Source organism: Pseudomonas sp. DTU12.1 (genome assembly GCF_009873475.1).
Lineage (GTDB): Bacteria > Pseudomonadota > Gammaproteobacteria > Pseudomonadales > Pseudomonadaceae > Aquipseudomonas > Aquipseudomonas proteolytica.
On record NZ_CP045254.1, the window covers coordinates 3,934,529 to 3,952,895 of the forward strand.

General features: G+C 61.6%; 15 protein-coding genes. 12 read left to right on the forward strand and 3 right to left on the reverse strand.

Features of this window, described 5'->3' with window-relative positions:
* Positions 1-4 precede the first annotated feature (4 nt).
* The 3 genes from GDV60_RS17185 to GDV60_RS17195 all read left to right on the forward strand — a co-directional run bounded on the left by GDV60_RS17185 (position 5) and on the right by GDV60_RS17195 (position 4,757).
* Positions 5-1,351: a glutamine synthetase family protein gene (locus tag GDV60_RS17185; protein ID WP_159908208.1), complete on the forward strand. Its 1,347-nt coding sequence runs from the start codon at positions 5-7 to the stop codon at positions 1,349-1,351.
* Positions 1,352-1,649: 298 nt separating this feature from the next.
* The gene (locus tag GDV60_RS17190; protein ID WP_159908210.1) at positions 1,650-2,747 is read left to right on the forward strand and encodes a DNA alkylation repair protein; all 1,098 of its coding nucleotides are present in this window, start codon (positions 1,650-1,652) and stop codon (positions 2,745-2,747) included.
* A gap of 150 nt (positions 2,748-2,897) precedes the next feature.
* Positions 2,898-4,757, forward strand: coding sequence for a DUF3857 domain-containing transglutaminase family protein (locus tag GDV60_RS17195; RefSeq protein ID WP_159908212.1), 1,860 nt, complete (start codon positions 2,898-2,900; stop codon positions 4,755-4,757).
* Between the two features lie 141 nt (positions 4,758-4,898).
* Here GDV60_RS17195 and GDV60_RS17200 read toward each other — a convergent pair whose 3' ends face one another.
* On the reverse strand, positions 4,899-5,786 hold the full coding sequence (locus GDV60_RS17200; protein ID WP_070995673.1) for a LysR family transcriptional regulator: 888 nt from the start codon (positions 5,784-5,786) through the stop codon (positions 4,899-4,901).
* 130 nt (positions 5,787-5,916) lie between these two features.
* Between GDV60_RS17200 and GDV60_RS17205 the strand changes: the two genes are divergently transcribed.
* The 5 genes from GDV60_RS17205 to GDV60_RS17225 all read left to right on the forward strand — a co-directional run bounded on the left by GDV60_RS17205 (position 5,917) and on the right by GDV60_RS17225 (position 12,999).
* Positions 5,917-7,563, forward strand: a complete 1,647-nt coding sequence (locus GDV60_RS17205; protein WP_159908214.1) for a GMC family oxidoreductase — start codon at positions 5,917-5,919, stop codon at positions 7,561-7,563.
* 172 nt (positions 7,564-7,735) lie between these two features.
* On the forward strand, positions 7,736-9,361 hold the full coding sequence (locus tag GDV60_RS17210) for an MFS transporter (RefSeq protein ID WP_029296574.1): 1,626 nt from the start codon (positions 7,736-7,738) through the stop codon (positions 9,359-9,361).
* A 210-nt stretch (positions 9,362-9,571) separates the two neighbouring features.
* Positions 9,572-11,521, forward strand: coding sequence for a DNA topoisomerase III (locus GDV60_RS17215; RefSeq protein ID WP_159908216.1), 1,950 nt, complete (start codon positions 9,572-9,574; stop codon positions 11,519-11,521).
* A gap of 123 nt (positions 11,522-11,644) precedes the next feature.
* Complete coding sequence (locus GDV60_RS17220) at positions 11,645-12,085, forward strand: CBS domain-containing protein (protein ID WP_159908218.1); 441 nt, start codon at positions 11,645-11,647, stop codon at positions 12,083-12,085.
* A 584-nt stretch (positions 12,086-12,669) separates the two neighbouring features.
* On the forward strand, positions 12,670-12,999 hold the full coding sequence (locus GDV60_RS17225; RefSeq protein ID WP_029296579.1) for a hypothetical protein: 330 nt from the start codon (positions 12,670-12,672) through the stop codon (positions 12,997-12,999).
* A 117-nt stretch (positions 13,000-13,116) separates the two neighbouring features.
* Here GDV60_RS17225 and GDV60_RS17230 read toward each other — a convergent pair whose 3' ends face one another.
* Positions 13,117-14,019: a LysR family transcriptional regulator gene (locus GDV60_RS17230; RefSeq protein ID WP_029296581.1), complete on the reverse strand. Its 903-nt coding sequence runs from the start codon at positions 14,017-14,019 to the stop codon at positions 13,117-13,119.
* Positions 14,020-14,151: 132 nt separating this feature from the next.
* On the opposite strand from GDV60_RS17230, the gene GDV60_RS17235 reads away from it, so the two are divergent.
* The 3 genes from GDV60_RS17235 to GDV60_RS17245 are packed head-to-tail and all read left to right on the forward strand — an operon-like array spanning position 14,152 to position 16,737.
* The gene (locus tag GDV60_RS17235; RefSeq protein ID WP_010211319.1) at positions 14,152-14,850 is read left to right on the forward strand and encodes a CoA transferase subunit A; all 699 of its coding nucleotides are present in this window, start codon (positions 14,152-14,154) and stop codon (positions 14,848-14,850) included.
* 34 nt (positions 14,851-14,884) lie between these two features.
* Positions 14,885-15,544 (forward strand): CoA transferase subunit B, encoded by a 660-nt coding sequence (locus GDV60_RS17240; RefSeq protein ID WP_027603173.1) that lies wholly within the window; start codon positions 14,885-14,887, stop codon positions 15,542-15,544.
* Between the two features lie 11 nt (positions 15,545-15,555).
* Positions 15,556-16,737 (forward strand): acetyl-CoA C-acetyltransferase, encoded by a 1,182-nt coding sequence (locus tag GDV60_RS17245; protein WP_092238938.1) that lies wholly within the window; start codon positions 15,556-15,558, stop codon positions 16,735-16,737.
* A gap of 267 nt (positions 16,738-17,004) precedes the next feature.
* Here GDV60_RS17245 and GDV60_RS17250 read toward each other — a convergent pair whose 3' ends face one another.
* Positions 17,005-17,418, reverse strand: coding sequence for a PaaI family thioesterase (locus GDV60_RS17250; protein WP_133715882.1), 414 nt, complete (start codon positions 17,416-17,418; stop codon positions 17,005-17,007).
* Between the two features lie 168 nt (positions 17,419-17,586).
* Here GDV60_RS17250 and GDV60_RS17255 point away from each other — a divergent pair, with 168 nt between their 5' ends.
* Positions 17,587-18,366, forward strand: a complete 780-nt coding sequence (locus GDV60_RS17255) for a DUF4349 domain-containing protein (RefSeq protein WP_029296591.1) — start codon at positions 17,587-17,589, stop codon at positions 18,364-18,366.
* Position 18,367 lies beyond the last annotated feature (1 nt).

The following is an 18,367-nucleotide window of genomic DNA, read 5'->3' on the forward strand; positions in this document are numbered from 1 at the left end:
ACCCGTGAAAAGCCATTCCTCCACGTTACTGGCCGAAGTACGGATCTTTCGCCAGAACCATCCGGATGTACGTTACGTCGACCTGATTTGCCTGGACATCCCAGGGCGTTTCTACGGCAAGCGCTACCCGGTTGAAATGTTGGAAAAAGTCGCCGCCGGCAGCCCCCTGAAGCTGCCGCAGAACGCGGTGCTGCTGGGCGCCCAGGGCGGTTTGTTCAAGATCGGCGACTATTGCTTCCATGACGGCGACCCCGACGCCAACCGCCGCCTGGTACCCGGCACGCTCAAGCCTGTGAGCTGGGAGGCGCAGCCCCTGGGGCAGATGCTGATCACCTCCGACGGCACCGAGGCGCCCATCGAATTCGAGCCCCGGGAAGTACTGGCCAAAGTCCTGGAACGCCTGCACCGCAAGGGCATTCACCCGGTGGTGGCGTTTGAGCTGGAGTTCTACCTGTTCGACAGAAAACTCGCCGACGGCCTGCCGCAATTTGCCCGCGACCCATTGAGCGACGACCCCGACGACCAACCGACCCTGCATATCGAGCGGCTGTCGCGTTTCGCCCCGGTACTCGATGACATGGTGCAGACCGCCCAGGCGCAGGGGATCGACATTACGGTGATCACTGCCGAGTTGGGCCCTGGCCAGTTCGAAATCAATTTCGGTCACCTCGACGACGGCCTGCGCGCCGCGGACTGGGCCGCGCTGTTCTGCCGCAGCACCCGTGGCGTGGCGCTCAAGCATGGCTATCGCGCCAGTTTCATGGCCAAGCCCTACCTGCAACATCCCGGCAGTGGCATGCATGTGCATGTCAGCCTGTACGATGCCGCCGGCAACAACCTACTGGCAGCGCACCAGCAGCAACCACTGCGTCACGCAGTGGCGGGTTGCCTGGAACTGCTGCCCCATTGCATGCCGATTTTCTCGCCCAACCACAACGCCTTCCGCCGCCTGGGCGGTACCGTCAATGCGGCCACCAAGGCCTGCTGGGGCTATGAAGACCGGGATGCCTGCGTACGCATTCCCGAGTCCGACCCGCGCAACCTGCGGATCGAACACCGTCTGGCCAGTGCCGATGCCAATCCGTACCTGGTGCTGGCGGCGATCCTGGTCGGGCTTGAACATGGCCTGGATGCAGCGCGTGAACCCATCGCACCGCTGAACGAGGACCGCGACAGCGGCCACGACTTCCCCCTGGAAATGCTCGAAGCCGTACGCGCCATGCAGCAACAACCGGCCCTGCGCGAAGGCTTGGGCGCGGAGTTTGTCGACGTCTATTGCGAAAACAAACGCCAGGATCACCTGGCTTTCCAGCAGGAAATCAATGCGCGGGAATATCGCTGGTATCTCTAGCGACCGCCCCTTTGTAGGCGCTGGCTTGCCAGCGATGGCCATAGGTATCGACACAACGCTCAGAAACTCACGAACTCCCCTGTGGCGAGCGGGCTTGCCCCGCGCTGGGCTGCGAAGCAGCCCCAAAAAGCCCGCCGTGTTTCTTCAGATAAACTGCGATGGACGGGTTTAGGGCTGCTTCGCAGCCCAGCGCGGGGCAAGCCCGCTCGCCACAGGGGAGTTCTATCGCTTCAAGCCGGCTCCTGCAAAGCTGTTACCTTGCAAAGGTCTTATGACCACCCTCTCCTGCGGACTCCCCATGACCGACCAAAGCCCCCCTGCCCTCAAGGAAATCTTCAACCTCCAGCGCCTGCAGCACATCGCCGATGAGATGAGCGCGGTGTACCCGCCGTTCGATGCCAAGGGGTTTCTCCAGCACGCCAGCCAGGACCTTGCCGGGTTGTCGGTGATGCCGCGCATGGCCCGCGTCAGTGAAAGCCTGCACGCGGTGATCCCCCTGGACTATGCACAGACCCTCAAGCTTCTGTATGCCTTGGCCCCGCGCCTGAACAGTGGTTTTGTCAGCTTGTTCCTCGGGCACTATGTGGCCAGCTACGGCCTGGATGATTTCAAGCGCTCGATGGCGGCGCTCAAGTACTTCACCACCTTTGGCTCTGCCGAGTTTGCCGTGCGGGCTTTTCTGCTCCAGGATTTGCAGCGCACGCTGGCGGTGATGCAACAGTGGTCGCTGGACGATAACGAACACGTGCGCCGCCTCGCCAGCGAAGGCTCGCGGCCCAGGTTGCCGTGGTCATTTCGCCTGGCGCAGGTGCAGGCCGACCCACGCCTGTGCGCATTAATCCTGGACAACCTCAAGGCCGACAGCAGCCTGTATGTGCGCAAGTCCGTGGCCAACCACCTCAACGACATCACCAAGGACCATCCCGACTGGGTGCTGGATGTGATCGAGAGCTGGTCCCTGGACACCCCCCACACCGCCTGGATCGCCCGCCACGCCCTGCGCAGCCTGATCAAGCAAGGCAATACCCGCGCACTGACAATCATGGGCGCAGGCGCCCGGGCCGAGGTGAAGATCCATCAGTTCAAGGTCGAGCCAGCGGCGATTCGCCTGGGCGAGCGGATCAATCTGTCGTTTACCCTCGAATCCACGACCAGCGCCCCACAAAAACTGGTGGTGGACTACGCCATCGAGTACGTAAAAAGCGCCGGCCATAGCGCCGCCAAGGTGTTCAAGCTCAAGGCGTTCACCCTCGGCGCGGGTGAACGACACACCGTGCTGCGTGGCCAACACATCCGCGACATGACCACGCGCAAGCATTACCCCGGCCAGCATACGGTGCACGTACTGGTGAACGGCGAGCGCCTGGCGAGCAGCGGATTTGAGCTGATCGGCTGACCCCTCCTACCGAACAAAAGGCTCTATCTCGGGCCTTTCAGCGATATTTATTGTCCTACAATGCTGGTTTTTGAAGTTGCGATCCATTATCATCTGGCGCCTCTTGGTACCCGCACGGGTATCTGTGTCAACGTTCCACCTGAGGCGCCCATGCACCGTTTCTCGTTTTACCGCCCTTTGATTTGCGCCAGTCTGGGGCTTGTTTCGCACACTGCTCATGCCGCGTTGCAACCCATGGCCGAAGCTGCACTTGCCAACGAATCCGAGCTGCACTGCCACTTCAACCGTGACGCCAGCACCGATTGCACGACCACCTACCGCTACACCATCCTCCAGCCCAGCGGCCGGGAAATACTGTCGCGCATCGACTTCAACTACGCCGAAGGCGATGGGTTTGAAGTGCTGCACGCCGAGTCCACCCAGCCCGGCGGCAAGCCGCAGGCGCTGGCCGAGTCGCAGATCGATACGCGCACCGCGCCCAACCCCGACCAGGGCTTTGCCCGCCTGAAGCAAACCTCCCTGGCCTTCCCCAACCTGCGGGTCGGCACACAGATCCGCTACACCGTGCGCGAACATCACCCAGCCAAGCCGCTGATGACCGAGTTCCACTACGCCCTGCAGTTTGGCCCCAGCAACGCCCGTCGCGACCGGCTCAAGGCGCGCTTTACCGCTGAACGGCCAATCGAGTGGCGCGCGGAGTTGATGGACGGCTTCACCATCACCCCCTCGGTCAATCGCAAGACCCTGGATATCGAGCAAAAAGCGCCGAGCTACCTCAACTACATCAACGAATCGGGTCATGCCTATATGCGGCTGATCCCGCGTATCGAAGTGGGCAGCAGCCTTGATGTGCAAAAGCACTTCGGTGGCTTTGCCCAGCGCTACAACCAGATCCTCGCGGCCAAACTGCCGGCGGGCAGTGCCGCCGCCGTGGCCGCGGTGAAGGGCCTGGCCCCCGCGCAACAAGTGGCGGGGCTGATGCAGCACATCAACGATCACTACCGTTACCTGGGTGACTGGCGTGCCACGGATCGCGGCTATGTACCGTTTAACCTGGCAGAGATCGAGCAGCATGGTTATGGCGACTGCAAGGACCTGGCGATCCTCCTGACCGCCATGCTCAAGGCCAGCGGGATCAAGGCCGAGACCGCCTGGGTCAGCCGGGGGGATGTGGTGGACTCATTGCTGGTTCCGGGCACTGGCGCGCCCAACCATGCCATCGTGCGTGCCGAGGTGGCCGGCCAGGTGTGGTGGCTGGACCCGACCAACCCGGTGTTCGCCCCGGGCCAGACCATGCCCGATATCCAGGATCGCTGGGTACTCGTCAACGATGCGCAGGGCCAGGTGCGCGAGGAACATATCCCCCGGGCGCGCCCTGACACCAGCATCCGCCTGGACAAGCAGGTGCATTACGACAAACAGGGCAACGGCACGACCCGCGCCAGCGTCACCTTCAGCCGCCTGACGCTGATGCAGTTGAGCATGGCTGACCGTGAACAGGGGGCCACTGCCACTGACCAGAACATCTGCGACAACTTCGGCCGCGAGATCAGCGATTGCCAGGTGACCCGCCAACCCACTGGGTTCGTGCAGCCCGATAGCTACACGGTCAAGGCCAGCATGACCGACCTGCGCGCCCTGGAAAAACTCGATGAAGGCTACGTCTACACCGACCAGTCGCTCAAGGAGAAATGGGACGGCCTGCTCAACTACCGCCGCAATGGGCAACGGGGCGACCTGTACCTGGGCAACCCGGACACCGTCGACTACACCTTTACCTTGACCGGCGGGAAGATGGACAAGCCGGTCCAGAGCTGCAAGATCCACTCGCCCTGGTATGACCTGGAGCTCGATGGCGAACAGCTCAAGGATGGCTTGCGCTACCACTACCGGTTGACCCAGAAAGTGCGCTGGTTGGGCCATGACGAAATCGTCAGTGCACCGTTTGAAAAGATGATCAACGATGCTCGTGCATGTGGTGAACAAGTGCACCAGACGGTAAAACTCTAAACCCACGCACAGTCCCATGTGGGAGCTGTCTCGCCCTGCGAGGCAGCTCCCACATTTGATCTCTGTACACCCTCACACCTGATTGGCTCCCCCCGGCTTGAGCGTTGTACATCCTCCTCATTTTGATCATCGCGCCCTTCGCTACTCGCCCAACAGCAGCCCCTGCTCCTTGGCGCACAACTCCACCACGTAATCCCACAACACCCGCAACCGCACCGACTTGTGCAACTCGCGCCGGGAGCTGATCCAGTAGCTGCGCTGGATGCTTTCCTCCGGCAATAACGGCACCAGGTCCGGGTCGCCTGCGGCCATGAAGCACGGCAACACCGCAATTCCCAAGCCCGAACGCGCGGCCTGTTGCTGGGCAATCACGCTGGTGCTGTGGAACACCACCCTGGGGTTGCGACAAAAACTGCTGAGCAGCTTCAACTCCTGACTGAACAGCAGGTCGTCGACGTAGTCGATCCAGGCATGGGCAGCCAGGTCTTCGCGCTTCTCGATGGCGGGCGTGCGCGCCAGGTAGCTGCGGCTGGCATACAGGGCCAGGCGGTAGTCGGTGAGTTTGCGCGTGACCAATTGATCGACGCTGGGCCGCTCCAGGTGGATGCTGATCTCGGCCTCGCGGTTGAGGATGCTGACAAAGCGCGGCACCGCCACCAACTCCACTTCCAGCCCCGGATAACGCTCGAACAGGCCGCCCATGCGGCTGGCCAGGAACATCACCCCCAGCCCTTCGGCCACTCCCAGGCGGATCTTGCCCAGGGGCGCGGCGGAGTGGGTCAGTTCTTCTTCGGCCAGCAGCGCAACGTTCTCCATGGCTTCGGCATGTTTGAGCAGTGCCTCGCCCGACGGCGTCAGTTCATAACCCTGGGCGTGCTGCACAAACAACGCGGTGCCGAGGCTTTTCTCGATGGCCTCGATATGCCGGGCCACGGTCGCATGGGTGGTCTTCAGGCGCTGGGCAGCGGTGAGCAGGCGCCCGCTGCGCTGCAACTCCAGAAAATACCGCAGGTCATTCCAGTCGAACATGTCGCCTCCCCTCCCGGCCATGAGAACAGCGCTGTTTAAAAACGCACAGCAGCTGGGTAAAAACTAACATTTTTAAGACGAAAACTAACAACTAGGATGGAGCCAATAAGAAAAACAAGCGAGACCCCAGATGACTATTGCACCTGCGCAATACGATTACGTGGTAGTAGGCGCCGGCCCTGCGGGCTGCCTGCTGGCCAATCGACTGTCTGCCAACCCCGCCCATCGCGTGCTGCTGCTGGAAGCCGGCGGCCGCGACAATTACCCCTGGATCCACATTCCCGTCGGCTACCTGTTCTGCATCGGCAACCCGCGCACCGACTGGTGCTTCAAGACCGAAGCCCAGGAAGGCCTGCAAGGCCGCGCCTTGAGCTATCCACGGGGCAAGGTGCTGGGCGGCTGCTCGTCGATCAACGGCATGATCTACATGCGTGGCCAGGCCAACGACTACGACGGCTGGGCCGCCGAAGGCAACCCGGGCTGGGCCTGGGACGATGTGCTGCCACTGTTCAAACAAAGCGAAAACCATTTTGCCGGCGCCTCGCCCCTGCATGGCGACAGCGGCGAGTGGCGCGTGGAGCAACAGCGCCTGCACTGGCCGATCCTCGACGCCTTCCGCGAAGCCGCCAAGCAGAGCGGGATTGCCAGCATCGATGACTTCAACCAGGGTGATAACGAAGGGTGTGGCTACTTCCAGGTCAACCAGAAAGGTGGCGTGCGCTGGAATGCGGCCAAGGCGTTTCTCAAGCCCATCCGCCAGCGTGCCAACCTCACCGTGCTGACCGGGGTCGAAGTCGACCGCGTCCTCCTTGAAAACGGCCGTGCCAGTGCAGTAGTGGGCCGCCAACTGGGGCAAGCGGTGACGTGGAAAGCGCACAAGGAAATCATCCTGTGTGCCGGCGCCGTGGGTTCGCCGGGCATTCTGCAACGCTCCGGTATCGGCCCTTCCAGCGTCCTTGGGCCACTGGGCATCGAAGTGCTGCACGAACTGCCCGGGGTCGGTGGCAACTTGCAGGATCACCTGCAACTGCGGCTGATCTACAAGCTGGAAAACGCCCGCACCCTGAACCAGATCGCCGGCTCCGTATGGGGCAAGATGGGCATGGGCCTGCAGTACCTGTATGACCGCAGCGGCCCGCTGTCCATGGCGCCCAGCCAACTCGGCGCCTTCGCCCGCTCGGGGCCGGAACAGACCTCGGCCAACCTCGAATACCACGTGCAGCCGCTATCGCTGGAGCGCTTTGGCGAGCCGCTGCACGCGTTCCCGGCGTTTACCGCATCGGTCTGTGACTTGCGCCCGCAGAGTCGCGGGCGCATCGATATCCGCTCGGCCGATCCGTCTGCGCCGCCGCTGATCCAGCCCAACTACCTGAGTCATCCAGAAGATTTACGCGTGGCCGCCGACGCCATCCGCCTGACCCGGAGGATTGTCGGCGCCCAGGCCCTGCGCCCGTTCAACCCGGTGGAGTACCTGCCTGGCGAAGCGTTGCAGAGCGACGAACAATTGCAGGAAGCCGCGGCGCGGATCGGCACCACGATCTTTCATCCGGTCGGCACCTGCCGCATGGGCCAGGACAAGGACGCCGTGGTCGATGCCCAGTTGCGCGTGCACGGGGTTGCCGGCCTGCGCATCGCCGACGCCTCGATCATGCCGCGCATCACCTCCGGCAACACCTGCTCACCCACGCTGATGATCGCGGAAAAAGCCGCGCAACTGATCCTGTCCCCTTCAACGAGGAACCTCACCCCCCAACGAGAACAGACAACACCGGCATGACCTGTAGGAGCGAGCTTGCTCGCGAGAATCGCCAACGATAACGCGGGCATTCTGGATAAACGCGTTGCTCTCAGGCTTTTCGCGAGCAAGCTCGCTCCAACAGGGTAAGAGCGGCGCTGAAGTTGGCGCCGACAGTGGAACAACAATAAATAATCACTGTGAGGGCTACCCCATGTCAGAACGTGCTCAACCCCTGGACGCCACACCTGGCGCCACTGTTACCAGCAAGGAGTCGCAAAAGGTCATCTTCGCCTCGTCCCTGGGGACGGTGTTCGAGTGGTATGACTTTTTCCTCTATGGCGCCCTCGCGGCGGTGATCAGCAAGCAATTCTTTGCCGGGGTCAACGACACCACGGCCTTTATCTTCGCCTTGATGGCCTTTGCCGCCGGCTTTGTGGTGCGGCCGTTCGGCGCGCTGGTATTCGGGCGCCTGGGCGACATGATCGGGCGCAAATACACCTTCCTCGCCACCATCGTCCTGATGGGCGTGGCGACCTTCTGCGTGGGCCTGTTGCCCACCTACGCCAGCATCGGCATCGCCGCACCAATCATCCTGGTAGTGCTGCGCATGCTCCAGGGCCTGGCCCTGGGCGGTGAATACGGGGGGGCCGCAACCTATGTCGCCGAGCACGCGCCGGCCGGCAAGCGCGGCTTCCATACCAGCTGGATTCAATCCACCGCCACCCTCGGCCTGCTGCTGTCGTTGCTAGTGGTGCTGGCCTGCCGTTACTTCACCGGCGATCAGTTTGAAGTCTGGGGCTGGCGCCTGCCGTTCCTGCTGTCCATCGTGCTGCTGGGGATTTCCACCTGGATCCGCATGAGCCTGCATGAATCCCCCGCGTTCCTGAAAATGAAAGAGGAAGGCAAGGCCAGCAAGGCGCCGATCCGCGAGTCGTTCGGCAACTGGGAAAACCTCAAGGTGGTGTTGATCGCGCTGTTCAGTATCAACGCCGGCCAGGCCGTGACTTTCTATGCGGCGCAGTTCTACGTGCTGTTCTTCCTTACCCAGTTCCTGAAGATGGACCCGGCCCTGGCCAATATGCTGCTGATCATCAGCGTGGTGATTGGCGCGCCGTTCTTCATCTTCTTCGGCTGGCTCTCGGACAAATGGGGGCGCAAGCCCGTACTGATGGTGGGCCTGTTGCTGGCCACTGCACTGTACTTCCCGATCTTCAAGGGCCTGGCCCACTACACCAACCCGGCAATGGACCAGGCCAGCCGCCAGGCTCCGATCACCGTACTGGCAGACCCGGCCACCTGCACTTTCCAGTTCGACCCGGTGGGCAAGGCGCGGTTTGACAGCCCCTGCGACAAGGTCAAGACCTTCCTGGTCAAACAGGGCCTGCCTTACAGCAGCGAAGCCGCACCGGCCGGCAGCGCGGTACAAGTGAGCATCGGCGATGTGCGCATCGACGGCTACGACGAAGACGCCTTGCGCGGCGCCGTGACCCTGGCCGGCTACCCGAAATCGGCGGACGTGGCCCAGGTCAACAAAACCATGGTGGTGGTGCTGATCGTCGCCCTGATCCTGATCGCTGCAATGTGCTACGGCCCCCTGGCCGCGCTGATGGTCGAACTGTTCCCGACGCGCATCCGCTACACCTCCATGTCCCTGCCCTACCACATCGGTAACGGCTGGTTTGGCGGATTCCTGCCGACCGTGTCGTTTGCGTTGGTGGTGTATACCGGCGATATCTTCTACGGGCTGTGGTACCCGGTGGTGATTACCGGGGTGAGCCTGATTGTCGGGCTGGTATGCCTGAAGGAAACCAAGAACGTGGACCTGGATAACAACTGATATCCCCTTGTGGGAGCGGGCTTGCCCGCGATGACGCTGTGTCAGTCACTAGATGTATTGACTGATCCACCGTTATCGCGGGCAAGCCCGCTCCCACATTGGTTTGCGGCGCCCACACAAATTGCTGTATATCCATCCAGATAAAGGTTGCTCAATTCCCTTCTTTTGCCCATCCTTCTCCCATTCAACTGCGTAACGAATGGGCTGACCATGCGGCTGTTCCTCTGTGAAAAACCCTCCCAGGCCAAGGATATCGCGGCCGTGCTCGGTGCCAGGCGCCGGGGCGATGGGTGCTGGCTGGGAACCGACGTCACAGTCACCTGGTGCATCGGCCACCTGCTGGAAACCGCCCCGCCCGATGCCTACGACGCCAAGTACAAGCGCTGGGTGCTGGCCGACCTGCCCATCGTCCCGGAAAAATGGAAGATGACGGTAAAACCCAAGACGGCCAGCCAGTACAAGGCGGTCAAGCGCCTGCTGGGCGAAGCCCGGGAACTGGTGATTGCCACCGACGCCGACCGCGAGGGCGAGATGATCGCCCGGGAGCTGGTGGAGCATTGCCGCTATCGCGGGCCGATCCAGCGTTTGTGGCTGTCTGCACTGGATGACGCCTCGATCCGCAAGGCCCTGGCTTCGTTGAAGCCGGGTGCGGACACCTTCAGCCTCTATCATTCGGCCCTGGGCCGTTCCCGTGCCGATTGGCTGATCGGCATGAACATGAGCCGCCTGTTTACGTTGCTCGGCCGCCAGTCCGGCTATCAAGGCGTGTTGCCGGTGGGCCGCGTACAAACCCCGACCCTGCGCCTGGTGGTGGATCGTGACCGCAGCATTGCCGACTTCGTCCCGGTGGCGTACTGGGCAATCGATGTGCAATTGCTGCATTCGCAGATGAGCTTTATCGCGCAATGGCGCGCCGCCGACGATATCTGTGACGACCAGGGCCGCTGCCTCAACCATGAACGGGCACGGCAGGCGGCGAGCGCCATGGGTAACGCGGCCAGCGCACGCCTGGTGAAGCTGCGCACCGAACGCATGCGCGAAGTGGCGCCCCTGCCCTTTGACCTGGGCACCCTGCAGGAAATCTGCTCGAAGAAACTCGGCCTCGGCGCCCAGGAAACCCTGGACATTGCCCAGTCCCTCTACGAAACCCACAAGGTCATCACCTACCCACGCAGTGACTGCGGCTACCTGCCCGTAAGCCAGCATGGCGACGCGGCAACGATTCTTGCGGCGTTGGGGCGCGCCGATCCAGCAGTGAGCGCGCTGCTGCCGCACCTCGATGCGCAACGCCGCTCCCGGGCCTGGAACGACGCCAAGGTCAGCGCCCACCACGGCATCATCCCCACCGGCGCCGGCAAGGATCTGGCGCAGTTGACCGGCAAGCACCGCGCCGTCTTCACCTTGATCCGCGCCCGGTACCTGGCGCAGTTCCTGCCCAACCACGAATACGATCGCACCCAGGCGGATTTCGACTGTGCCGGAGAAGCCCTGCGCGCGGTGGGCAAGGTCGTGGTGGAAGCCGGTTGGAAGCGCGCCTTGCCCGAAGCCCTGGCTCCGAGCAAAGGCCGCGAAGCACCTGCACCACAGCCTTTGCCAACCCTGGTACAGGGTGAGGATTACGGGGTGGCGCAGGTCAACCTCAAGGACCTGTGGACCCAGCCGCCCAAGCCCTTTACCGAAGGCGACCTGATCAAGGCGATGAAGAACGTCGCCAAACTGGTGCAAGACCCGCTGCTCAAGCAAAAGCTCAAGGACACCACCGGCATCGGCACCGAGGCGACACGGGCCGGGATTATCCAGGGCCTGCTGGACCGTGGTTACCTGGTAAAAAATGGCAAGGCGTTGTCCGCCACACCGGCAGCCTTCAGCCTGATCGACGCGGTGCCCAGGGCGATTGCCGACCCGGGCACCACTGCGATTTGGGAGCAGGCCCTGGACATGGTGCAAAGCGGTGAGATGAGCCTGGAGGAGTTTGTCGCAAAACAGGCCGCGTGGATGAGCAAACAAGTGGCCCGCTGCAATGGCATGCAAATGACCATCAGCGGCCCTGCCAGCCCGGCAGGCCGTGGTGCTACCCCTTGGAAAAACAAACGCAAGCCGGCCAAGCGCAAGACCGGCGCCGGCCCGAAACGGGCGGCAACACCGGCAAACAAGGGCTGAAATACCGAAAAAAGGCGCTAATGACGTTTTTCGAGCGGATATACGCCGCTTTGGCTCTTGCTCTGGCGCCAACGGTCTAGGATTCTGTAGGAACTGCCTAATAACAAAACCGGGGTGGCCACCATGAAGACCGTCGCACAGTTGCTCAAGTCCAAGGACCAGAAGAATCAGGAAGTGCATACCATCCAGTGGAATCACACCGTGTTTGAAGCGCTGGTGGTGATGGCAGCGAAGAACGTCGGCGCTTTGCCGGTGGTCAAGGACAATAAAGTTGTCGGCATCATCAGTGAGCGCGACTACGCGCGCAAACTGATTCTCCATGGACTGTCCTCGACGAGCACACAGGTACACCAAGTTATGAGCTCACCGGCGATCACCGTGGACACCCACAAAAGCGTCGAAGACTGCATGGGCATCATGACTGACGGCCACCTGCGCCACCTACCAGTGGTGGAAGACGGAAAACTCCTGGGCCTGCTGTCCATCGGCGACCTGGTCAAGGAAGCCATTGCTGAACAGGCGGCCCTTATCCAGCAGTTGGAGCAGTACATCCGCGGCGAATGACACTCCCAAGCCCCACAAATCCAATGTAGGAGCCGGCTTGCCGGCGATGGCATCCCCTCGGTTTCAATCACACACCGTAGTCATGCCATCGCTGGCAAGCCAGCGCCTACAGAAGGGCAAACATCCGACCTGCCAGCACAAAAAATGACGCCCAAGTCACTTTTCCCCGCCCCACCCCCCGCACCGGAATATTTATGTAGTGAGCAAAAATAATCACTACATAACCGTTGACGTAACCATTTTGACCTTGCATGATTCAGACGTCTCCCGGATCGGGAGCGTTGGTAACAAGCGTTTTGAACAAGCTCGTCTGACCGCCGAGCTGTTTTTCCGGATGTGCACTGCCCACAAGGCAGATTGATGAAGCTGACCGAACCGAAAGGCACGGTACAAGAAGCTCAAATGCTACTTGTCTTCGTTATGAAACCATTGCGTAGCAGTTCATCAGAAACACTACATGCATCAGGTTCAAGACCCTGCCCGTATTTGGCAGACCGTTTCTGACGCCCGGTTTTTGCAACCGGAGACAACTAACGTGGATTAACGAATCAACTGAAGATCGCCAACTGGTCAAGGGGCTTACAATGAATCTGAACAACCAACCAACTATCGATGAATTGGCTGAGATGTTCGCAGCGCAGAAAGACACACTCGACGACCATATCCTGTGGATTGGCAAATCGGGCGAAGTGCAAATTGACTGCCTGGCGCCCCATACCGAAGAAGCCGAGTTCGACCGCAATAACCGTGAACTGGCGGCGCGTCTGAAGATGTACCGCCGTGGCCAGGGTTATGTCGGCAAAAAAGCTGCTGCCGATCGCAACTTTATCGAGCAAGTGTTCGACACACTTAACAATGCCTGGGAGTCCTTCAAGGACAACTCGCAAGTTAAAGTAATCGACCGCTACTACTAAGAACTACTCACCCTCTGTAGGAGCTGGCTTGCCAGCGATGACGGTTTAACGATCAACACGGTTGATTGTTAAATAGCTATCGCCGGCAAGCCAGCTCCTACAGTTGTTTGTGCAGACTTAAATACCGGGAAACCGTCCCTTCGCCGCTTCGTCCCGGAAGATATCGAACAGGGCCTGCGCCGCCGCCGACAGTTCATGCCCAGGCTTGGTCAGCACGCCAATCGGTCGCTCGATCACCGGGTCACGCAAGGTGATGCAATGGGCGCCCGCCTCTTCCATCTGCGGGGCGCACAACGCGGGCACGGCGCTGACGCCCAGGCCACTGGCTACCATCTTGCCCACCGTTGCCAATTGATGGCTCTCCAACGCCACCGGCAGCTTCATCTGCAATGCACCCAAGTGCTCTTCCAGCATCACCCGTACCGTAGAAGGCCGCTGCAAGGTGATGAAAGGTTGCGCCAGCAGGGTTTTCCAGTCGATTTCGCTCATGTGCGCCAACGCTGAATCACCGGGCACTACCGCAACAAAGCGGTCCAGATACAGCGGGGTAAAGGCCAGCGACGAGCCCGGCGAGGGCTCGAATGCCACGCCCAGTTCAACCTGGCGATCGCGGACCATCTCCAGCACCTGTTCATTGATCAGGTCGTGCACCGTGACATTGACCTGGGGAAACCGTGCCCGAAAAATCTTCAGGATCGGCGGCAGCAGGTTGCCAGCAAACGACGGCATCGCCGCCACCGTCACGCGCCCGCGCTGCAATGTAAAACGCTGGCGCAATTCATCCTCGGCATTGTCCCAGTCGGCAATCAACCGGCGGGCCAGGGGCAACAGGGATTCGCCTTCCGGGGTCAATGCGACGTTGCGCGTATTGCGGCTGAAAAGCCGCCCGCCCAGGCCCTCCTCCAGACCTTTGATCGTCAGGCTCAGGGCCGACTGGGACAAATGCAGGCGCTCACAGGCGGCGGCAAAACTCAGGGTCTGGGCCACGGCCAGAAAGGCCCGCATCTGTTTAACTGTCATGGCTGTGCTCCGCTACCCACTCTATTGTCCCGTTTTTTAAATCAATCAACCTTAAAAAACAACTTAACAAATCAATCCACCGGCGCAACACTCGGTTCACTGGCTGGACCACAAACAATAAAAGAGGTGCATATGGCAGGTTTCGATAAACGCGTGGCGTCCTATGAAGAAGCGCTGGCAGGCCTGGAAGACGGCATGACCGTACTCTCCGGCGGCTTTGGCCTGTGCGGCATCCCGGAAAACCTCATCGCCGAAATCAAGCGCAAAGGCACCCGCGACCTGACGGTCGTCTCCAACAACTGCGGCGTGGATGGCTTTGGCCTGGGCGTACTGCTCGAAGAAAAGCAGATCAGCAAGGTCATCGCCTCCTACGTCGGGGAGAACGCCCTGTTCGAGAAGCAACTGCTCAGCGGCGAAATCGAAGTGGTGTTGACCCCCCAAGGCACCCTCGCAGAAAAAATGCGCGCAGGCGGCGCCGGCATTCCCGCGTTCTTTACCGCCACCGGTGTGGGCACGCCCGTCGCCGAAGGCAAGGAAACCCGCGAGTTCAACGGTCGCCCCTACCTGATGGAAGAGTCCATCACCGGCGACTTCGCCATCGTCAAAGGCTGGAAAGCCGACCATTTCGGCAACGTGATCTACCGCCACACCGCCCAGAACTTCAACCCGCTGGCCGCCACCGCCGGCAAGATCACCGTGGTCGAAGTCGAGGAAATCGTCGAACCGGGCGAGCTGGACCCGGCGCAGATCCACACCCCTGGCATCTACGTCGACCGGATTATCTGCGGCACCTTCGAGAAGCGCATCGAACAGCGCACTGTCCGCAAATAATCTGCCTCCAGCCCGAACAATAAGGACTCATAAAATGGCTCTTACCCGCGAACAAATGGCTCAACGCGTCGCCCGCGAAATGCAGGACGGCTTCTACGTCAACCTCGGCATCGGCATCCCGACTCTGGTGGCCAACTACATTCCCGAAGGCATGGAAGTGATGCTGCAGTCGGAAAACGGCCTGCTGGGCATGGGACCGTTTCCTACCGAAGACACCATTGATGCCGACATGATCAACGCCGGCAAGCAGACCGTCACCGCACGCATCGGTGCGTCGATCTTCTCTTCGGCCGAATCCTTCGCGATGATTCGTGGCGGCCACGTAGACCTCACCGTCCTCGGCGCCTTTGAAGTGGACGTGCACGGCAATATCGCCTCGTGGATGATCCCCGGCAAGCTGGTCAAGGGCATGGGCGGTGCCATGGACCTGGTGGCCGGCGCAGAAAACATCATCGTGATCATGACCCACGCCTCCAAGGACGGTGAGTCCAAGTTGCTCAGCCAGTGCAGCCTGCCACTGACCGGTGCCAACTGCATCAAGCGCGTGCTCACGGACCTGGCCTACCTGGAAATCGAAAATGGCGCTTTTGTCCTCAAGGAACGCGCACCTGGCGTCAGCGTTGAAGAGATTGTGAGCAAGACCGCCGGTAAACTGATCGTCCCGGACCACGTTCCAGAAATGCACTTCCAGTGAGGACAGATTCCATGCAAGACGTCGTGATTGTTGCTGCCACCCGCACCGCCGTGGGCAGCTTTCAAGGGGCCCTGGCCGCCATCCCGGCACCGGAACTGGGAGCCGCGGTAATCCGCCGCCTGCTGGAGCAGACGGGCCTGGACCCAGCGCTTGTAGACGAAGTGATCCTTGGCCAAGTGCTGACCGCAGGCTCAGGCCAGAACCCGGCGCGCCAGGCATCGATCCTCGCCGGCCTGCCGCACGCGGTGCCGAGCCTGACCTTGAACAAAGTCTGTGGCTCGGGCCTCAAGGCCTTGCACCTGGGCGCACAGGCCATCCGCTGCGGTGACGCCGAAGTGATCATCGCCGGCGGCATGGAAAACATGAGCCTGGCGCCCTATGTGTTGCCCGCCGCCCGCACCGGCCTGCGCATGGGCCATGCGAAGATGGTCGACAGCATGATCAGCGACGGCCTGTGGGACGCGTTCAACGACTACCACATGGGCATCACCGCCGAGAACCTGGTGGACAAGTACGGCATCAGCCGTGAAGCCCAGGACGCCTTTGCCGCCGCTTCCCAGCAGAAAGCGGCTGCCGCCATTGAAGCCGGGCGCTTTGCCGACGAAATCACGCCGATCCTGATCCCCCAGCGCAAAGGCGACCCGATTGCCTTTGCCGTGGACGAGCAACCTCGCGCCGGCACCACCGCCCAATCCCTGGGCAAGCTCAAGCCAGCCTTCAAGAAGGACGGCAGCGTCACCGCCGGCAACGCGTCGAGCCTCAACGACGGTGCCGCTGCGGTGCTGCTGATGAGCGCCGATAAGGCCAAGGAACTGGGCCTGCCAGTGCTGGCACGGATCGCCAGCTACGCCAACGCGGGGGTCGATCCGGCGATCATGGGCATCGGCCCGGTGTCCGCGACCCGGCGCTGCCTGGACAAGGCCGGCTGGCAGTTGGCCGAGCTGGACCTGATCGAGGCCAACGAAGCCTTCGCCGCACAGGCGCTGGCAGTGGGCAAGGAACTGGAGTGGGACGCGGCCAAGGTCAACGTCAACGGTGGCGCCATTGCCATCGGCCACCCGATTGGCGCATCAGGCTGCCGCGTACTGGTGACCTTGCTGCATGAAATGATCAAGCGCGATGCAAAAAAAGGCCTGGCCACCTTGTGCATCGGCGGCGGCCAGGGCGTGGCATTGGCCCTTGAGCGCGACTGATTCAACGAGCAACATGGAAAAGGCCCGGCTCCACGAAAAGCCGGGCCTTTTTTTGCCTATCTGATTTGCGCTGTCGCGCAGCAAACTGGCCCCCTTGTGGCGAGCGGGCTTGCCCCGCGCTGGGGTGCGTAGCGGCCCCAATGAAGGACGAATGACCGGTTTGGGGCTGCTGCGCACCCCAGCGCGGGGCAAGCCCGCTCGCCACAAGGGGGACGCGCACGACTCGACAATGTACATAAAACGGCGCTGTAACAGCTTTGCGGGTAGCTACGCAGCGGCCTGGGGCACGGCGAATACCGCATTGGCTCGCACTACGACCTTTTCCCCCACCTGCAGGCTGACCGTGGCAAACGCCATCTGCCGTCCGCGTTTGTGATGTTCCAACCGTACTTCGATCCAATCGCCAACCTGCACCGCCCCCAGATAATCGAGGGTCATGCTCGCGGTGATCAGCGGCAACGGCGGATCGCTGGAGAACGCCATGGCATAGCCCATACCGACATCCGCCAGGGTTGCCAATACGCCACCGTGCACTGTGCCGCGCCCGTTGGCATGGCGGTGGTCGGCACGCAGGCCCAGTTGCAACTGCAGGCCCTCGCCGCGGCAATACACCGGGCCCAGCAAGTCCAGGAGCGGGCTGCTGCGAGATAAGGGGGCAAAACCTTCAGGGGTATCCGTCATGGTGGATGTTCCTTGTGACCAGGCATGAGGTTTAACCCGCGCCGGTCGATGCAGCCAGCATGATCAACCGGGCAAATCTGTGCCGATAAGCCCACGCCCACTTTGCGTTCGCCGGGCAAACCGGCTTTAATCGCCGCGCACTTTATCCCGCACACTGAAGGAGACGTAATGCGCCATCTGGAAGGCAGATCTACTGCGTTGATGTTTTTGGCCGCTTTGCTGCTTGGTGGCTGTTCGCCCAAGGAGTATTCCGAAGCCACACAGATCAATGGCGAACAGGGCCGGGCCGGCGCGCAATTGGCCTATGAACACGAGCTGAGCCTGGCGATGCCGGTTGCCCTGCTGGCACCGCGCATGCAGGCCACGCGCCAAGCCTGTGAGTCGGCGCAGTTCGGCGCCTGCAACATCCTGCGTATCGAAGAAAACAGCGACGGCGGCATGATTGTGTTGCGCATCGCCCCCAGCGGAGTCGAGCCGTTGGTGAGCATGGCGGCCGAGGGCGGGCAGCTGGGCCAGCGCATCACCAGCGCCGAGGACCTGGCCGACGCAGTGGCCGATGTACGCCGCCGCCAGGAGCGTTTGCAGGCCCAGCAGAAACGCTTGGATGAGCTGGCCGCGCGCAAGGACATCACCGTGGGCGACTTGATCACCCTCACCAAGGAACAAGCCGCCATCGAAAACGAGCTGCAGGAACTGGCGCAGATCGCCGCCGGCCAGCAGCGACGCTTGGACACCAACCGCGTGACCCTGAACTTCCGCCCATCCGACGGCGAGCATCAGCAATCACGTTTCGCGCGCATGTTCGGCAACCTGGGCGACAACCTGGTCGACGGCACTGCCGACGCCCTGGAGCGCTCAAGCTACGTGCTGCCGTTCGTGATCCTCGCGTTCCCGGTGTTGTGGCTGTGGGTCTGGCTGTGGCGCAAGCTGGTCAAGCGCCGCCCTTGAC